The sequence below is a fragment of the Microbacterium sp. F01 genome, assembly GCF_056156365.1.
Map to the genome: position 1 here is coordinate 783,835 of NZ_CM149592.1, position 16,970 is coordinate 800,804.

The 16,970-nt window shown below is 67.4% G+C and carries 12 protein-coding genes; 2 read left to right on the forward strand and 10 right to left on the reverse strand.

Annotation, left to right across the window (positions count from 1 at the left end):
* Positions 1 to 136: 136 nt before the first annotated feature.
* From ACVN90_RS03435 to ACVN90_RS03480, 10 genes are all read right to left on the reverse strand, one after another.
* On the reverse strand, positions 137 to 1,159 hold the full coding sequence (locus tag ACVN90_RS03435; protein ID WP_475100779.1) for a glycosyltransferase family 4 protein: 1,023 nt from the start codon (positions 1,157 to 1,159) through the stop codon (positions 137 to 139).
* A complete protein-coding gene (locus ACVN90_RS03440; protein ID WP_475100780.1) occupies positions 1,152 to 2,966 on the reverse strand; it encodes a polysaccharide pyruvyl transferase family protein in 1,815 nt (604 codons plus the stop codon). The genes ACVN90_RS03435 and ACVN90_RS03440 overlap by 8 nt, the downstream gene beginning before the upstream one ends.
* Positions 2,963 to 4,048, reverse strand: a complete 1,086-nt coding sequence (locus ACVN90_RS03445; RefSeq protein ID WP_475100781.1) for a glycosyltransferase family 4 protein — start codon at positions 4,046 to 4,048, stop codon at positions 2,963 to 2,965. Before ACVN90_RS03445 ends, ACVN90_RS03440 begins: the two co-directional genes overlap by 4 nt.
* 65 nt (positions 4,049 to 4,113) lie before the next feature.
* Entirely contained in the window at positions 4,114 to 5,757 is a 1,644-nt protein-coding gene (locus tag ACVN90_RS03450; protein WP_475100782.1) for a sugar transferase, read from the reverse strand.
* Between the two features lie 280 nt (positions 5,758 to 6,037).
* Positions 6,038 to 6,955, reverse strand: a complete 918-nt coding sequence (locus ACVN90_RS03455) for a class C sortase (RefSeq protein WP_475100783.1) — start codon at positions 6,953 to 6,955, stop codon at positions 6,038 to 6,040.
* Between the two features lie 97 nt (positions 6,956 to 7,052).
* Complete coding sequence (locus tag ACVN90_RS03460) at positions 7,053 to 8,540, reverse strand: SpaH/EbpB family LPXTG-anchored major pilin (protein ID WP_475100784.1); 1,488 nt, start codon at positions 8,538 to 8,540, stop codon at positions 7,053 to 7,055.
* A gap of 80 nt (positions 8,541 to 8,620) precedes the next feature.
* Positions 8,621 to 11,521 carry a prealbumin-like fold domain-containing protein gene (locus ACVN90_RS03465; protein WP_475100785.1) on the reverse strand — a complete coding sequence of 967 codons (2,901 nt, stop codon included), beginning with the start codon at positions 11,519 to 11,521 and terminating at the stop codon, positions 8,621 to 8,623.
* Positions 11,522 to 12,093: 572 nt separating this feature from the next.
* Positions 12,094 to 12,975 (reverse strand): hypothetical protein, encoded by an 882-nt coding sequence (locus ACVN90_RS03470; protein ID WP_475100786.1) that lies wholly within the window; start codon positions 12,973 to 12,975, stop codon positions 12,094 to 12,096.
* 13 nt (positions 12,976 to 12,988) lie between these two features.
* On the reverse strand, positions 12,989 to 14,662 hold the full coding sequence (locus ACVN90_RS03475) for a tyrosine-protein kinase domain-containing protein (RefSeq protein ID WP_475100787.1): 1,674 nt from the start codon (positions 14,660 to 14,662) through the stop codon (positions 12,989 to 12,991).
* Between the two features lie 72 nt (positions 14,663 to 14,734).
* Positions 14,735 to 15,325, reverse strand: coding sequence for an arsenate reductase/protein-tyrosine-phosphatase family protein (locus ACVN90_RS03480; RefSeq protein WP_475100788.1), 591 nt, complete (start codon positions 15,323 to 15,325; stop codon positions 14,735 to 14,737).
* 36 nt (positions 15,326 to 15,361) lie between these two features.
* Here ACVN90_RS03480 and ACVN90_RS03485 point away from each other — a divergent pair, with 36 nt between their 5' ends.
* Entirely contained in the window at positions 15,362 to 16,216 is an 855-nt protein-coding gene (locus tag ACVN90_RS03485; protein ID WP_475100789.1) for a lysostaphin resistance A-like protein, read from the forward strand.
* Positions 16,217 to 16,411: 195 nt separating this feature from the next.
* Positions 16,412 to 16,945 carry an LPXTG cell wall anchor domain-containing protein gene (locus tag ACVN90_RS03490; RefSeq protein ID WP_475100790.1) on the forward strand — a complete coding sequence of 178 codons (534 nt, stop codon included), beginning with the start codon at positions 16,412 to 16,414 and terminating at the stop codon, positions 16,943 to 16,945.
* Positions 16,946 to 16,970 lie beyond the last annotated feature (25 nt).

Below are 16,970 nucleotides of genomic sequence, written 5' to 3' on the forward strand. Positions count from 1 at the left end.
CTGAGGCGCGGGAGTCGACCGCGAAGCGAGGGCACGCTATCGAATCGCGCACGACGAACCGCCGAGACCACTACTCCTCTTGCGAGTCCAACCCCGTGTCGCCGAGCGCGGCGCAGCCAATCAGTGCCCCGGCCAGTCAAGAGGCCACCGCCTCAACCAGGCCTGAGATCTCTCGCGCCATACGCTCCGAACGCAGTTCAGTCACGGCCCACTGACGACCCGCCTCACCGATGCCTGCTGCCAAGTCTCGGTCGTCAATCAACGCGATCGCGGATGCAGCTAGCCCCGCTGCGTCGCCAGGATCATGAAGCAGAGCTGTTCGATCAGCCTGCACATAGTCGCGTGCGCCGGACGTTTCGGTTGCGACCACTGGCCGTCCGCTGGCTTGTGCTTCACACGTGACAGTCATGCCGGAGAAGTGAAGATTCGGGTGGGTTGCCACGACGACCGCGGTGCTGGCCGCGTAGGCGCTTCGGAGTTCGCGGTGGGACATCCACCCAAGCTTCGTTATCCAATTTGGCGGCTGGACATCATCGGGACACTGGACGGCAAGCTCGGTCTGGGGACGAGCTGCCCGCACGATCTCAAATGCGGAGAAGAGAGTGCGCCAATCCCGGTGTCTGTCAGTGCCGATGCTCAGCAGACGGGGGCGGGGATCAGGTGCCTCCGGTGCAAAGAATTCGGTGTCGATTCCGAACTTGATAAAACGGACTTCATCGACGTGCCGCCCATACCTTCTGGAGAGATCCTCCAGCTGTCCCGAGCTAAGGCACCAGATCCCAGCGCATCTTCGGATGACGGCCCTGGATGCAGCATCGCGCAGGCTCGTTCGACCGTTGAGGTCTGAGTCCCAAATCACTCCCGAAACCAGCCGAACTGGGGTTCCGGCGCGCGCAAGAACCCTCGCCGCCATCCGCTCTTCCCATGTGATTACGGTCTGTGTCGCTACGCGACTCCGCCTCGGAAGCGTGGCTGTCAAGAGCCTCAAACGTTCAACACGCGACAACTCATCATGCTCGATTGTCTGCGCTTCGTTCACGCCCAATCGGTCCAGCCCGTACAGCCATCGATCCGGCCGAGCCTCGCCCGCGTGTAGGTCGCGCCAGGCGCGTGGACCTAAACCTGCCGGATAAGCGATCGTGAGATCTGCGCTATGCATGCGGTGCCGAACCTATCCCGCCAGGGGCTACTTCGGTGAGAAGACGGAACGCCTCGTCGGGACTCGACGCGTAATGGGCAGTGCTTAGCGAAAGTGTGCCTCCGCCCCCAACGGCTCGAATCTTGCCGTATGAGTTGTCGATGACCACATTTGCAGTCCCGAGCAGGCTCGCCAGCACATGTGCGTGCAGGCGGTCGGTGACTACAACCTCCGCCCGCGCGAAGCGTCGAATCCCGTCTCGCAGGTTCAACCATGCCATCGCTTCGTACGAAGCCATCAGTACTCGAGCGACAACCGCGCTCCGGCGGAGGGAGGGGACCATCCGCGCGACGCGGCCTGGAATGCGCACGGCGAACCACATAACGCGCCCGAACGCCCCAAGTCCCCAGTCGAAGAACTCCGAGCCACTCGGTGCATTGTGCCGAAGCCACTCCTCGAGAACGCCAGCTGCCGTGCTGCGCTCGTGATCGCTCCGGAGGAGAACGGCCCATCGCCCCATCCGACCTCGGAGGACGGGAGGAGTTGGCCGCCACCCCGTGGCCGCGTCCGGTGTAATCACCACGTTCGAGTTGGGGAAATGCGTCTTGGCACGGTCCAATGAATCGCGGTCTCTGCAGAAGAGGTGAAAGTCCGGGTGAGCCGTGATCGCAGCACTAGTGTGTAGGGCCGCCGTCGGATCGCTGAAGAGCACCGATTGGGGTAGCTGTACCACTCGCCGGTCGGGAAAGTCTGCGAGTACTCGCAAACGGAAGTCCTGGAAGCCTGGCCAGAGGTCGCCAAAATTCCCTCCGCCGTGCAACAGGATTGGTCCCGACGGGTGCAGTTTCCTCAAGGCGTCGGGGTCGTAGCGATCTATGTCGGATGTGTACCGGATGCGAGCTCCGAGCCGACGCAGCGTGGCGCGTTCTCCCGCCCAGATCATCGTGTCGCCGACGTTCATGTGAGAGGGGAAATCGAGTAGTGCAACCTCAGTAGCATCGCCGAGCGCATCCGACAGCGACGCGAGGAACTCATTGGATAAGCGGTCCAGGATCTCGACATCGGTGTGCGCCAGCGTCACGCGCTTTTGGCTGCTTCGAAGCGACGACTTTCTCCCAGCCCATGTCGCGGGCAGTACATCATTCAGGAAGTGGGGAATGCAGTCGACGATGTAGCGTTTCGCCAGACGTCGTGGAGATCTAAGCAGTCGGTGCAGCCATTCGACTCGAAGCTTCTTCGACCACGTTGGCGCGGGAACCTGCAGCCCGACGATCATATCCACCGCTCCACCTACTGCGATTACCGATCCCTGAAAGCCCTCAACGCCCAGCGCGTGAGCAAAAGAGTCGCCGAATGGAGGTGTGACCGCAACGACGGCCAGCTCCACGTCAGCCTCCTGCAGAGCCGTTGCGATGGCGTGGGCATCCCAGTCGTGACGGCTGCCGTGCTCCCTGTAAACCAAGCCAGCTCCCAGGATGCTAGACAGGCGGTCGCCAGCTTCCCGGGTGCCGCCGATGAGCCCCACACGGTGTGACGTTAGGGAGCCGGACTCAATCTGACGCTGTAGCCACTCGGAGCCTGTAACGCGATCGGTCTCCAGCCCGTGCGCGCGAAGGAGCGCAGCGACTGGCCAGCCATCTGCAGTGATGCTGCTCGCGGCTCGGATGGTGTCTGCCGCGGTGGAATTCCGCGCCGCCAACGCCAGGTGGTGCAGATTGACAGTCTGGACCCGCCATCTCGATCCGATAGCTAGCGAGTCCAGAGCATCATCGGAGGGAAGTAGTCGATCCCGAGCGACCTCAACAAATCCCAGGCTGGTAAGGGTCACGAGGTCTTCCCGTCCTTTCCGTGGTCAGTAAGGAAGTCGCCGAGCGAGCGGCGAGCGGTGTCCGAGGACTGTGTCGCGCGGACAGTTGGTTCGGCCGAATAGAACGCCGTGATCGCGTCGACGACTGCGGCCTCGTCGTTCGCAGCGATGAAGCCGCTGGTAAGCCCGGCGTCGGTTGCAAGCCTTTCCGGCACAACCACTGTCACGCCGTGTTCGATGGCCTCAAGCATCTTCACCGAGATACCGGTCGACTGGCCTAGGCGAGGCACGACAACGAGATCCACTTTGTCGTAGAAGTCGTTGAGCGAGTCGACTTGGCCAAGGGCAACGACCCCGTCTCCGACATACACCTCCGTACCACGGCCCGCGACAACCAGCGCCGGTGCCGGCTGAAGCGTCTTTCGCACAGCCGGCAAGATCCGGTGAGCGAGTTTGTCGAGCGCATCGCGGTTCGGGGGCCAACTCGCTTTTCCAAGGAAGCCGATCGTTCGCAGTCGGCTGCCATTCGCGACGCCCGGACGGATACCGATCGGCACATGCGAAGCGGAGATGCCAATCTTCCTCAAACGATGGGCATCGCTAGCGGATAGCGTCGCAATAGCGCGGGCTCGCGGGAGTGTACGCGCTTCAAGCTTTCTCATACGTGCCGGGTTCCGCAACGCCCGCAGCAGGCCCGGGTCGTGGGTTTCGCTCAGTACGTAGTCAACGTTGTGCGCGATGTGGAGGTCGGGGGTCAAACCAGCGTCAAGGGCCAGCAGAAGGGCGGGCCACTGGCTTGTTACGAGTTGCGAGTCGCCGCTTACGGCTTGAGCCAAGTGATCGCTTGCATTCTTCCAAGCCCGCGAGTGCCGGAACTTAGCCGCCTGGTATGGCTCACCGGACAGTATCATTCTGAACAGCGTCTGGCACAGCGCGCGGTAGTCCTGGCGGACCTCAAGTGGGACGCTGTCGGGGCTGCCCGGCTCGCACACTGTGAACGTCTCCACATTCGCGGATTGGCGAAGATCCTCGAGAACGCGCTGATCTACCCATGCAGCCCCGCCGAGCTGCATCGACGACGGCGGATATGTGGTCGCGAGCACGACATTCTTCTTGCCGGAAATCTGAGGCTCCGATCTAGACGGATGGTGATGAACTAGCCGAGGGACTAATAGACGGTGCCTGCGGGCGCGAGCGCGGCTTTCGCAGTCTTGACGAGGATGACGACATCGCCAACAAGCGACCAGTTCTCTACGTATGCGAGATCGAGGCGGACCGATTCTTCCCAACTCAGAGATGACCGGCCGCCCACTTGCCAGGCGCCAGTGATCCCCGGCTTCATGAGGAAGCGCCTGTGGACGTGTGCCGCGTACCTTTGAACCTCGGTTCGCAGTGGTGGCCGCGGGCCGACGAGCGACATCTCACCCGCAATCACGTTGAACAGTTGCGGCAGCTCATCGAGACTGTACTTGCGCATGAACTTGCCAACCGTGGTGACGCGAGGATCGTCGGTCATCTTGAACAGCACTTCATTGCCGGCATCCCGCTGTTCGAGCAGCGCCGGGAGGAGTTCCTCAGCGTTAGCGACCATCGAGCGGAACTTCAGCATCTCAAACTCGCGGCCATTGCGGCCGATGCGTACCTGTCGGAACAGAGTCGGGCCAGGGCTGGAGAAACGTACCGTGAGCGCCAGTCCGAACAGCAAGGGGCTCACAATGATGACGCCGAAGATGGAAACCACGAGATCCATCGTCCGTTTGGCGATGCGCTGGCCACGGCTGAACTTCGGGGTCTCGACGTGGATGAGCGGCAAGCCGGCGACCGGACGGGTGTGGATGCGCGGACCCGCGATATCGACGATACTCGGGGCCAGCACGAGGTGCTGACGGCCGGCCTCAAGCGCCCAGGAGATTTGCTTAACCTTCATCGGCGGGAGGTCGTCTGTGCTCGTCACCGCGACGGTGTCGGCTCCGGTGGCGGCGATCGCGCGCTCGACGTTGTCGACGCTGCCCATGACCGGCACCGAGGTGCCGGGAATGGTGTCGGCCACCTTTCCCGAGGGCACGCATGCTCCGACCACTCGATAGCCGGCGTTGGGCGAGCGGTGAAGCTCTCGAGCGATCGCGGCAACAGAGTCTTCGGAGCCGACCAGGAGCACCTTGGCGGCGTACTGCCCCAACCAACGCTGAGCGATGAGCCACTGGCGCCACAGCCAGCGCTCAAGGAGGAGCATGAAGATGCCGAGCGGCAGGGCGATCAGCAGATAGCCGCGAGCGACGTCTACGCGAAGCAGGAAAGCGAGTATTGCGATCGCGCCGAAAAACGTGAAGCTTGCGCGGGCGACGCGCACGTACTCGGTGCTACCGGTGCCGATAACGCGGTGGTCGCGGGAGTCGATGAGCGAGAGCGCCCACATCCAGGCGATCACGACGACCGCGGAGAAGAACCAGTACGAGAGTTCACTGAAGCGGGAGTCCTCGCGGAGCGCGAGCTGAGCATTGCCCCAGCCGAACCAGAGAAGTTGAGTTCCGTAAACCGCCCATGCGAGGACGAAGAGGTCGCTGACCCAGAGGCGTGCGGCGTAATTGCGGCGCCAGGGAGACAGGCGTATGCCGCCGGCCCGAGGCGTTTCGTCGCGCTCGCTGCTCACTCGCTCCACGACCGAGGTCGAGGACGGCGCGACGGTCGCGTCAGGGGTCGCCGAAGCATCGGCTGCCCTTGCCTGGGGATGGGCTGGCGACTCCGTTGGCGCGTCGATCTGGGGATTCGACGTCACGTTGCCTTCTCGCTTTGTGGTGGATTTCCCGGCCACCAGGGGAAGAGTAGCAGTAGGTCGCTGTGGGGGAATGTACGAGGTCGGCACACAAATCCTTGGGGGAGGGAAACGCCATCCCATTATGAGAGACGTCTCATACTGCCCATGACAGTGTTTCGGCGTGTGGCGCGCAACCTCAAGATTCCCTCAAGGGCATATGAGACCGCGGGCGGGGTTGGTCCGATGCCCGGGCCGTTTCGACTCGCTTCGCTCGCTCAACGAGCGGGGGCGCGGGGGAGGGGGAGAGCGGAATGTGACGGCGAAGAACGTGGCGGGTTCAGCGAGGAACGCGGCGGCGCGCCGAGAAGATTACGTACGTGACTGCCAGCAGAGTGGCGCCGCCTAGACCCAGGGCCCAATACGGGAAACCGGGGATGTCGGGACGCTGGCCCGCAGCATCCATATCCCGAACAGGCGTGGGGAGGATGCGCTCGCCTGTTACGAGGATGCGGTGGGTGTTGATGCCCAACGGGGTGCAGGTGACCAAGGTGACGAGGTCGGCGCCGCGCTGCGGGTAGAGGGTCTCGGTCTGCTCGGGCTCGACGACCTTCGTGTCGGTCACCTGGTAGGTGAGCACCTCGCCGAAGACCTCGATCGTGAAGGTGTCGCCGACGGCGACCTTGTCGAGGTTAGTGAAGAGCTCGGCGTCGGCGAGGCCGCGGTGTCCGGTCAGAACCGAATGCGTGCTCGCGCCGCCGATCGGGAGTGCGGTGCCCTCGAGGTGGCCGATGCCCTTCGCGAGGGTGTCGTCGGTCGTGCCGTGGTAGATCGGCAGGTCGACATCGATCGAGGGGATCTTGATGCGGGCCATGAGGCCGGTGTCGTCGGCGTGCAGCAGCTGGTCGTAGTCCGACTCGTCGCTCGCCTCGGCGAGCGGCTTGTTCTCGCCGGCGGCGACCACCGACGTGCCGCCGACCAGGGCGTCGTTGTAGGCGACGGCATCTTGGATCGCGGCGTGACGCGACTCGACGGTCAGATCGCGCACCGTCTCTGAGTAGGCGTCGATGCGCTGCGACTGCTGGTACTGCGTGAACCAGGCTGCGGTCGCGGGGTAGAGCAGCACCGCGACGCCGAGCACGAAGCCCAGCGCGAGGGCGGCCGCAGACCACGGGAAGCGGCGGCGTGGCGCACGCCGACGCGACCGGTCGCGCAGAGGCGGTTCCGGTCGCGTCGGGTGCTGTGCTGTGAGGGTCATGCAGTCTCTCGGGTGAGGGGGGCGGTGGCGGGGGCGGGGAGGGGGTGCACCCGCCACCGTCCGGTTCACCGCCGTCGGGGGACGGCGGCGAATCGGGTCAGGCCGTGGCCGTCGTACGACGACGCGCGATGAGCACCGCCGCGCCGACGGTGATCGCGACGAGAGCCGCGCCGCCGACACCGAACCAGAGGGCGCCGTCACCACCGGTGAGAGGAAGAGCCCACGCGGGGACCTGCTTGTTCTCGACCTCGACGTAGTTGACCGTCGTGGTCGACTGGCCGGCGACGACCTCGACCTTCTTGGCGGTGCCGTCGAGCTGGTAGCCCGCCGGGGCGGCCGTCTCGACGAGCCAGTAGGTGCCGGGGCGCAGTGCCGGGATGTTGAGCAGGCCGCCGTTCGCGGTGGTCCACTCGCTCTGGCCGGCCACGGTCACGGCCTGGGTCTTGCCCTCGTCGAGGTACAGCTTGAAGGTGGCGCCGTTGAGCGCGGCCTTGCTGCCGTCGGCCAGCGCGAACTTGAGCACGCGCAGCTGCCCCACCGAGGTGGTGGTCGAAGCGTCGAGCGTGCTGTCGTTCACGACGCTCACCGCGTCGTTCTTGACGACACCGTTCGCCGGGATGGTCTTGACCTGCGTCAGCACCGTGAAGACGACCTTGCCGCCCTGCGCCGAGGCCTCGAGCTTGTCGCGACCGGTCTGCGTGAACGTGACCGTCAGCTCGGCACCCGCGGCGGGCGACGGCGTGATCGTGTAGTCGGCTGCCACCAGCGGCACGTTCGCGCCGCCCTTGGTCGCGGTGACGGCGGTCGGTGCGACGCCGAAGGCGGTCGCCTGCGCGTCGGTCACGAACGCCAGCTGCGTCGTGTCGATCTTGTCGGTGACGGTGAAGGTGTCGAGCTGCTCGCCGTTCTGGAGCACAGGCACGTTCGCCTCGATCTGCCAGCGCACGAGGTCGCCGTACTTCAGCTCGCCCGCGGCCGGAGCAACGACCTTCTTCTCCAGCTTGCTCACGCCGTTCTTCGGGTAGACGTGGACGTCGTAGATCCACTCGTTGGCGTTCTGACCCGTCGGGCCCGTCGGGAACGGAATCGTCACGAGGAACGGTGCAGCCTTGTCGGTGACCGACGAGGGCGAATTCGTCTCGGTGACGAGGTAGAGCGCGTACGGCAGGTTCTTGGTGGCGACGCCACCGTTGGCGGTGGTGACCTTGGTGCCGGCGTCGAGGCCCGCGGCGGTGGCCGCGGCAATCGGGTCGGCAGCCTTGGTGATCGCCTCGACGGCGGCCCAGCCGGCCGTCGTGGTGAGCGCCGGCGTGGTCACCTTCTGGATCGTGAACTCGACGCCGTCGAGACCGATGCCGGTGAAGCCCGGGATCTTCTCGCCGGTGCCGGGGTTGAGCGGGCTGTCCGCCGTGCGCTCGTACTTGTGGATGGTCAGCGAGCCGGACTCGCCGGTGATGTTGCCGACGCCGTTCGGCGTGATCGGCTCGGTTGCGGATGCGGGCGTGGCCAGCGCGGCGGCGCCCAGGATCCCCAGAGCGAGGGCGCCGACGGCGGCGATCAGCCGCGTCGAGATGGACTTCTTCATGTTGATCTACTTCCCCAGAAAGTTGGTCAAATGGTTCTTCGGATGGATGGAGCTGTTCGGTTGAATCGGGTCGGAATGGTTCAGGCGGCTCCTCGCTTCATGCGGCGGGCAGCGCGCCACGCGGCCACGGCGACGATCGCCGAGACGATGGCTCCGCCCAGGAGCAGGTAGGCGTCCGACGCGGTGCCGCCGGTGAGCGGCAGCACGACCGCGGGCACCTTGTCGTTGACGAATCGGTAGACCGCGCTCTCACCGGCCGCGACCTGCACGTCGGCGGAACCGACGTTCTCCCAGTTCGCGTCGACCGCGGGGTCGGTGCCCGGCTTGAGCTTCTGCAGCGCGAGGTTGCGGTACGCGATGGTGCCGTCGCTCGTCGTCTCGGCCAGCGTGTACGTGTGCGCGGGACGCACCTCGAACGTGTTGCCCGCGTTCGCCGTGGTCGCCCCGGCCGTCTGCAGCGTCGCGAGCGTGAAGCCCGAGGCCGGCGTGCCCGTCAGGGTGAAGTCGGCGGGCACGAGGCCCGAGCCGTCGGCGGTCTTCTTCAGCAGCGTGAGCTTCGCCGTCGTGTTGGTGACGGTGCACGTGACCTTCTGGCCGAGCGGCACGGTGACCTTGGAACTCGTCACGGGAACCGTGGTGGTGGTGCCGGTGAGCACGCACTGCCAGCCGGCGCTCGCCGGGATGTAGGTGTCGGGTCCGCCCGTCTCCGACAGCGAGTACGCCGCGGCGGGGGAGACCTTGCCGGTCACCGGGGTGGAGGCGCTGTAGGTGCCCTTCGGGCCGGCCAGTGCGCCCGACGGAGCCTTCGCCTCGAGCGTCCACGAAGACGTCTTCTCGGTGCCGGGCGCCGCGACGACCTTGACCAGGTCGAGCGTCTGCGTGCAGGTGACGGTGTTGGTGAACTCGAAGACGTTCGCGCCGCCCACGAGAGTCGCGGTGTAGTCGCCCTTCGTGAGGTCGAACGGCAGGCCGGTCGACAGGCTGTTGCCCGACGTCAGCTGCTGCGACGTGAGCACGCAGCCCGGCAGCAGCTGGGCGTCGATCGACGCGGTCTCGCGCAGGGCGAGCTGCTGGCCGATCGAGAACCCGCTGTACGCCGTGCCCCACTTCGGCGACGGCGTCTGGCCGATGCCGGGCGTCGCGGCGAGGCCGGTCGGGACCGCCGAGTCGTTCGCGTTGCCGCGCTGGTAGTACGTGCCGACGGTGGTTCCCGCCGAGTCCTTCACGACCCACGTCTTGTTCGCCTGCACGGTCGCGGCCTGGCCGTTGATCACCGTGCACACCACGGCGTCGCCGGTGGTCAGGCCCGTCAGCGAGAACGTGGCCGCGTTCGGGATGCCCGAGATCGGGGCGCCGTTCTTCGTGCACGTCACGCTCTCGACCGACCAGCCGGGCTTCGCCGTCTCGGTGATCGACACGCCCGCGGTCTGCGTCGTGTTCGTGAAGGCGATGCGCCACGGCTGGGGCAGGTAGCCGCCCGCCACCGTCGTCTGCGCACCCGCCGGCGTCATCGTGCCCGAACCGGTCTTGGTGGGCGTGAACGTCCAGTTCGCAGCATCCGTCAGCGTTCCATTGCCCGCGCGCTCCTGCTTGCGGACCTGCACCGTCGCCTCGCACGTCAGCGACGAGGCCAGGTTGCCGAGCTGGGTCGCGACGACGTTCCAGTCCGTCGGGATCGCGAAGTCGGCCTGACCGATCGGGATGCCGCCGTTCGCGGTCCACTGCACGGGACCGGTGACCGACGCCAGGTTGTACGGCGTGCTCGGGTTGAGGTAGTCGCCGACGCCGAACGTGATCATCTGCGTGCCCTGCGCCTTGACGAGGTTGGCCGAGAGGATGGCCTCTTCGATGCCGCGCAGGTCGGTCCAGGCGCTGTTGCCCTGGTTGCTGCGGTAGCGCGTCGGGTTGCCGTCGGTCAGCATGACCGCGATGTCGTAGTCGGCGCCTGCGACCTGCTCGATGCCGCGATCCCAGTTGGTGTACTGCGTGCCCGACACCGAGATGCCGTTGATCGTCGTGTTGATGCTCGAGAGGTTGGCGCTGGTCACGACGGTCGGGGCCATGACGGTGGCCGCATCGTTGCCGAACTGGAAGATGCCGAGCGACACGCCCTTGTTCGCGAACGCCGCTGCGAACGCCTTCGACGCGGTGCGAGCGCCGTTGAGGCCCTCGTTGTTGTTGTAGGTCATCGAGGTCGACGTGTCGACGATCAGCGCGACCTTGAGGCCGGGCGTGCAGGTCGGCGTGAAGCGCGGGTTGTCGATCGTGGCGACCATTTCAGTGCCGTAGTGGGCCCAGCGGTTGGTGGTCGACACGGAGCGCGAGAGCGGCAGGCCCGGGTTGCCGACGCGGGAGTTGCCGGGCATGTCGCCGAGGCCGGTCGTGGGCACCTGGTAGGGCGTCTGCGAGCGGGTGATCGCCGGGGTGCGGAACGCGTACGGCGTCGCGGCGAAGCGGTTGGTGTCGTTGGTCGCGTCGGTGTTGTTGCCGGTGACGAGGTACTGGCTGAGGAACGCGTCGGCGCCGGCGGTCGCGGTGGGGACGACCCAGTAGCGCGAGCCGTTCGAAGCGGGGACGTTCGTGAGCACGAAGTTGCAGTCGCCGTCGGCGTCGGTCGTGCAGGTGGCCACGACGGTGTCGCCGTACGTCTGGCCGTTGTCGACCGTGACCTCGTTGCGGAGCTCGAGCTTGATGCCCGCGGTCGCCGAGGTCGTGGTCTGGCTGCCGGCGGCGGCCCGGAGAGCGCGCAGGTTGACCGTGACAGCCGCGCCGTTTGCAGGGATGGTCGGGGCGGCGAGCGGTGCGATCACCTGCGCAGCGCTTGCCGCGGCGGCCGTGTCGACCGATGTCGCCGGTGCGACCGACGGCACCGCGAGGGCGGGTGCGAGGCCCCCGAGCACGAGTCCGGCAGACAGCACAGTGGCGGCGACGGCGGCTGCCGAGCGGCGCGTGCGGCGGCGGTTGCGAGCGTGCTGCCGCATTTTCCGGCGCGATGAAGCGTCGAGATTCATTCGGTGCCCCCCAGAGGCATCGCTACAGAAGGCAGCCCCAGACCCGACGCGCCCCCACGGCGCACGGGCTCTGCCCTCAGATGTGTCGCACTTCGCGAGACCGCCGGAGAACTTCGGGTATCCGGCATCGCGGCGAAAGGGCGACGTTCATGAACCTAGGGGTCTCATTCAGTCGCATCCAAGTTCCATTACGCGACTTGAGGAGAAAACGCGGGGATCTTGAGGTTCGTCGAGAGTACGCGGAACCGGACAAAGGGAGCCCGCCGCGGCTCTCGGGAAGTCGCGGCGGACTCGGTATGGACCTGCTACTCGAGGGCGAACACCGGGAGGCTCGCGCCCGTCCCCCTGAGCCGGGCACTGCCCATGGCGCTCAGCGCGACTCGCAATCGGCGTCGCTGTGTTGGCATATCGACCTCGGCTCCAATCCTGCGCCTCGGGTGAGCGCAAACCGGACGGCCCTGACCGGCAGCCCCAGTGTGCCGGACCTGAGACATGATCCTCGCCGACGACGATTTCGTCAACAGGAAGTGATGACGGTGGTGTCAGGGAACGCCGACGAGCGCGTCGCCGATCCACGCCACGACGCCATCACCGCGGGGGGCGATCGCGATCGGGGCGGCAGCATCCGTTCCCTCCGCGCAGCCCACCGCGGACGCGACATCGGGAGTGTCGGCGGCCACGCGAGCGATCGCGACACCGGCGCAGTCGTCGGCGCGATGCGCGACCAGCACGTCTGAGCCGTCGATCGTCACCGCGAGCGCGTTCTCACGGGCCAATGCGACCCATTCGTCGCCCGACCACGACCACGCGCGGTCGTCGCAGACCAGCGCGATCACGTCGCCGAAGGCGTGAAGCCCGAAGGCGGCGGGGCAGGGTGCGGGCACGGGGCCCGACGGAAGCTGCACCGTGCCGGGATCGCGCGGATCGACGTAGCGCGACGCGGCGAGCACGTCGGGGTAGGAGTCCCAGAACTCGCCGCGCGTGTACGTGCGCAGCGCCTGCGGCTCGCAGCCGGCCATGGCGGCGACGATCTCGGCGTCGCGGGCCGAGAACGCCTCGAGCGTCTGCACCTGGGCGATGCCGCGGTAGGTCGGGGTCACGTCGGTCCAGGTCGCTCCCTGGTCGTACGAGCGCTCGATCAGCGGCGCCGGGCCTGCGCACGAGCCGGCCGTGGCGCGCCACCACACCTCAGAGCCGAGCCCCAGCAGGCGGGTCTGCTCGAGGCTCGGGGCGCTTTGCGTGGGCGTCGGGGTCGGCGTCGGGGTCTGCACGCCCAGCGTGAACTCTGGCACCGGCTCGGTCTCGGCACCGGTGGACTCAGGGCGCGTGTGCTGGAGCGCGGCGAACACGAGCACGGCGACCGCGGCCACGAGCACGGCGATTCCCGCGATCGCGACCCATCTCGCGGCGCCGAGGCGTTGCATCAGTCTTCCGGGCTCAGGGGAGCGGATCGTTGCGACCGGGCGCGGTCGACGCTCCACCCGCCTGCCGGATGATGTCGTCGATCGTGATCGTCGCGTCTTGCGAGGTCTCCGCCTGACGCGGCTGGTCGACGGCGGCGGGGATCGAACGGATGGGCTCGGCCGTGGCGGGGCGTGCCGCGGGCGCGGCGGCCCTCGCGGGCTGAGCGGCGGGCGCCGACGTGCGCGCCGGCGCGGGGGCAGTCGCAGGACCCGTCGACGTGCGCGCCGGGGCGGGCGCGGCCTTCGGGGCCTTCGTCTTCTTGGCCTTCTTCGCCGGCTTCTCCTGCACGTAGCCGTAGCCGTACGAGCCGTACCCGTAGCCGTAGGCGTACGAATCCGGACCACGCGTCGGAACCATCGTCAGCGTCACGCCGGCGATGTGCGCGCCGGCCGTGTTGAGCGCGTCGACGGCGCCCGACAGCTGGTGGCGGTTGGTGTGGCCGGCGCTGACCACGAGGATCGCCCCGCTGGTCGCCTTCGCGAGGATCGCAGCATCCGTCACCGGAAGAAGGGGAGGAGCGTCGCAGAGCACGATGTCGACATCGCGCTCGAGGGCCTCGAGCAGTTGCAGCATGCTCTTCGAGCCGAGCAGCTCGCTCGGGTTCGGCGGGATCTTGCCGGCGGGCAGCACGTACAGGCTGCGGTTGCCCCACGGGAGCATCACGTCGGCCAGGCGCGCACGGCCAATCAGCACGTCGGTGAGGCCGGCGCCGCCCTCGATGCCGAGGTACTCGGCGACCTTGGGCTTGCGCAGGTCGGTGTCGAGCAGCGCGACGCGCTTGCCCGCGTCGGCCAGCGCGATCGCGAGGTTGATCGCCGTCGTCGACTTGCCCTCGCTCGGCACGCTCGACGTGATCACGTACGACGCGCGCCCGTCGGTCTCGAGGAACTGCAGGTTCGTGCGCATCGCGCGGAACGACTCCGACCGCGGGCTGAGCGGATCGGCGTGCACGATGAGCGGGCGCTCCTTGGCCTTCGGGTCGAAGGCGATCGCGCCGATGAGCGGGCGGTCGGTGACCTGCTCCACGTCGCGAGGCGTGCGGATGCGCGTGTCGAGCACCGCACGCAGCACCGCCGCGCCGATGCCGATCGCCAGACCCACCAGTGCGCCCAGCGCGAGGTTGAGCGGAACGTTGGGGCTCGACGGCGTGAGCGGCGGCAGTGCGTCTTTCACACGCTCGACCCGCACGGGACTGGTGTCGGCGCCGTTCGGCGTCTCGAGCCGCTCGACCACCGACTTCAGCGACGCACCGAGCGCGTTCGCGACGTCGGCCGCCTGCACCGGGTCAGGACCGGTCACCGTGATCGTGATGAGAGTGGTGTTGAGAGCCGCCGACGACTCGACGGTCGCCGCCAGCTCGTTCGCGGTCACCCCGAGGTCGAGCTCGGCGATCACCGGGTTCATGACGATCGGCGTCTCGACGAGGTTCGTGTACGTCTGCACGCGGGACTGCGTGAAGTTCGATCCCTGCTGCAGATCCTGGATGGTCGAACCCGACTGGGTCGACACGAAAACCGTGCTCTGCGCCTCGTACTGGGGGGTACGGGTGAGCGACCAGGCTGCGGCGATTCCGATCCCCACCAGGGTGGCGACGACGATGATCACCCAGTTCTTACGCAGGATCCGGATGTAGTCGGTGAGCTCCATGTCGCCTCTCGTGGGGGTTGGGCCGGTGCTCCGAGCATTGTGTCACAGGGCCTGGTCGCACCCTGGAAAGCGTTACGCCACTGCCAGGCGCACCGTGGCGGCGACGGCCGTCACGGCCGGCTCGAGCTGCCGCGCCGACAGCAGGTACGTCTCCCACGGCTGCCGGAAGGGGTCGATCACGTCATCGTCGTCGGGATCGTCCGGCGGCGGCACGAGACCGCGATAGGACGCGACAACGGATGCCGCGGCCCTGAGCTTCTCAGAAGGGTAAGCGGCAGCATCCGCCGCCGCCTTGATCTCGCCGTGAGGAACCGCGGCAGCGATGCGCGCGAACTCGCGGATCGTGAAGGTGGAGCGCAGGCGCGACGGCGCCAGCTCGGCGATCGCACGCCGGTGCGCGCGGGTCATCGCGAGGATGAGGTCGGGCGACTCGAGGTGCTTCTCGGTGAGGAACCGCGACCGGTGCTCGGCCGTCTCGGACGCCGGAACACCGAGCGCCTGGGCGATGTGCGCGGCCTCGGGAGTCATCGGCGCGGCCGCGAGGCCCCGCGTGCCGGCGCTCGCCACGTGGGGCGCCAGGTCGGCCAGTCGGTCGCGCAGCAGCTGCTCGGCGAGCGGCGATCGGCAGATGTTGCCCGTGCACACCGTGAGGATGTCGAACAAGGAAGGGCCTCCACGGGGGCGGGGTAACGTTGGCGGGTGCCCGACCAGCCTAGCGACGCCGGATCCGTGGTCGACCTGTGGTCGCTGCAGCCGCCTTCGGGGTCTTCGGCCGCTGCTGTCGCGGAGGAGGCGCTCGTCGAGGAACCGGCGCCGCGGCGCTCGCGGCGCGCGTCGCACGAGGCCCGCACGGACTGGCGGCTCGGCGGGCGCACCGTCTACCGGTGGCGCGAGGGTCTGCTCGCGATCGCACTCATCTCGCTCGGCGCCTCCGTGCTGCTCGGGTCGCTCGTGGCCGCGGTGTGGGATTCGCCGTGGGCCGCAGCATCCGCCACCGTCATCATCTGGATCGGGATGCTGCTGCCCATCGTGTGGGCCTTCACCCGGTCGCGCCCGATCGGGCTGCTGCGGGTGCGGGCGATCGACGTGCTCTACGGGGTCGCGCTCGGCGCGCTGCTGCGGACGACGCAGGGATGGATCGACGGGCTCGACGGGACGCCGGCGGAGTGGCCGGGTGTCGTTGAGGTGGGCGAGTCGGTGTCGCTGTCGACGGTGATCTTCGACGTCGTGGCGCCCGTCGTGGTGGCGCCGGTGGTCGAGGAGTTCTTCTTCCGCGGCGTGCTGCTCGTCGCGCTGTACACGGTGCTGCGCCGACCGTTCGGCAAGCTCACCGCGGGGCTGGCGGCGGCGCTCGGGTCGACCGCGCTGTTCGTGCTGGTGCACGGGATCACCGGCGCTGCCGACGTGAGCGGGGTCGTGTCGCTGTCGCTCCTGGGCATCGTGTGCGCGCTGCTCGTGGTGCTGACCGGCCGCATCTGGGGCGCGGTGCTCGTGCACGTCGTCTACAACGCCTCGTACGTCGGCTTGGGGCTGCTTGCCGGCGCAATGACCTAGGTCATTGGGCATTTCGCTCAGATTTGTCCCCCAAAGGGGGGACAAAGGCTACAACTTGTTACTTTCTGGAAACCCTCGGCCTCTCATCGAACTCTCAGAATGCGATAGCGTGTGACGGGTCGGGCCGCGCGGGGAGCGCTTGCCGACACGAATCCCCCCGCCGATGACGTGCAAATAACTCGGGAGAACTCTGCAATGTTCAAGAAGGCTTTCGCCGCGGTCGCTGTTGCCGGCCTGCTCGTCCTCGGAGGCGCCGGAGCTGCCTCCGCCGACTACACCGTCGGGGTTCCCGGCACGGTGAGCGACACCACGCCTGCCGTCGGTCAGCCCATCACCATCACGTTCAACGAACTCGGTGACCTGGAGACGGTCTTCTTCTCGGTCACCCCCTCGACCGGCGCCACGCTGGCATCGATCGTCGTCGCCTCGAGCGGCGGCGGCGTCTCGAAGCCGGTCACCAACGGTTCGGCCTCGGCCACGTTCACCGCTCAGACCGCCGGCACCTACGAGGTCAGCGTCTCGGACGGCGAGACCACGATCGGCTCGGTCACCCTCAACGTCGCAGCCGCAGGCTCCAGCACGGGCGGTTCGACCGGCTCGGGCCAGCTGCCCGCCACGGGTGGCGAGGTTCCCGGCGCGATCATCTGGCTCGGCGTCGGCGCCATCGGCCTCGGCGGCATCGCCGTCGCAGCCGCCGTCGCCCGTCGTCGCGCAGCGAGCAACCGCTGACCAACGACTCCTCGAAGACCCCGGG

Bases quoted from the DNA above. Each gene is read 5' to 3' on its own strand.
- ACVN90_RS03435 (WP_475100779.1), bottom strand. From the start codon at position 1,159: ATGCATAGCGCAGATCTCACGATCGCTTATCCGGCAGGTTTAGGTCCA.
- ACVN90_RS03455 (WP_475100783.1), bottom strand. From the start codon at position 6,955: ATGACCCTCACAGCACAGCACCCGACGCGACCGGAACCGCCTCTGCGC.
- ACVN90_RS03460 (WP_475100784.1), bottom strand. From the start codon at position 8,540: ATGAAGAAGTCCATCTCGACGCGGCTGATCGCCGCCGTCGGCGCCCTC.
- ACVN90_RS03465 (WP_475100785.1), bottom strand. From the start codon at position 11,521: ATGCGGCAGCACGCTCGCAACCGCCGCCGCACGCGCCGCTCGGCAGCC.
- ACVN90_RS03470 (WP_475100786.1), bottom strand. From the start codon at position 12,975: ATGCAACGCCTCGGCGCCGCGAGATGGGTCGCGATCGCGGGAATCGCC.
- ACVN90_RS03475 (WP_475100787.1), bottom strand. From the start codon at position 14,662: ATGGAGCTCACCGACTACATCCGGATCCTGCGTAAGAACTGGGTGATC.
- ACVN90_RS03490 (WP_475100790.1), top strand. From the start codon at position 16,412: ATGTTCAAGAAGGCTTTCGCCGCGGTCGCTGTTGCCGGCCTGCTCGTC.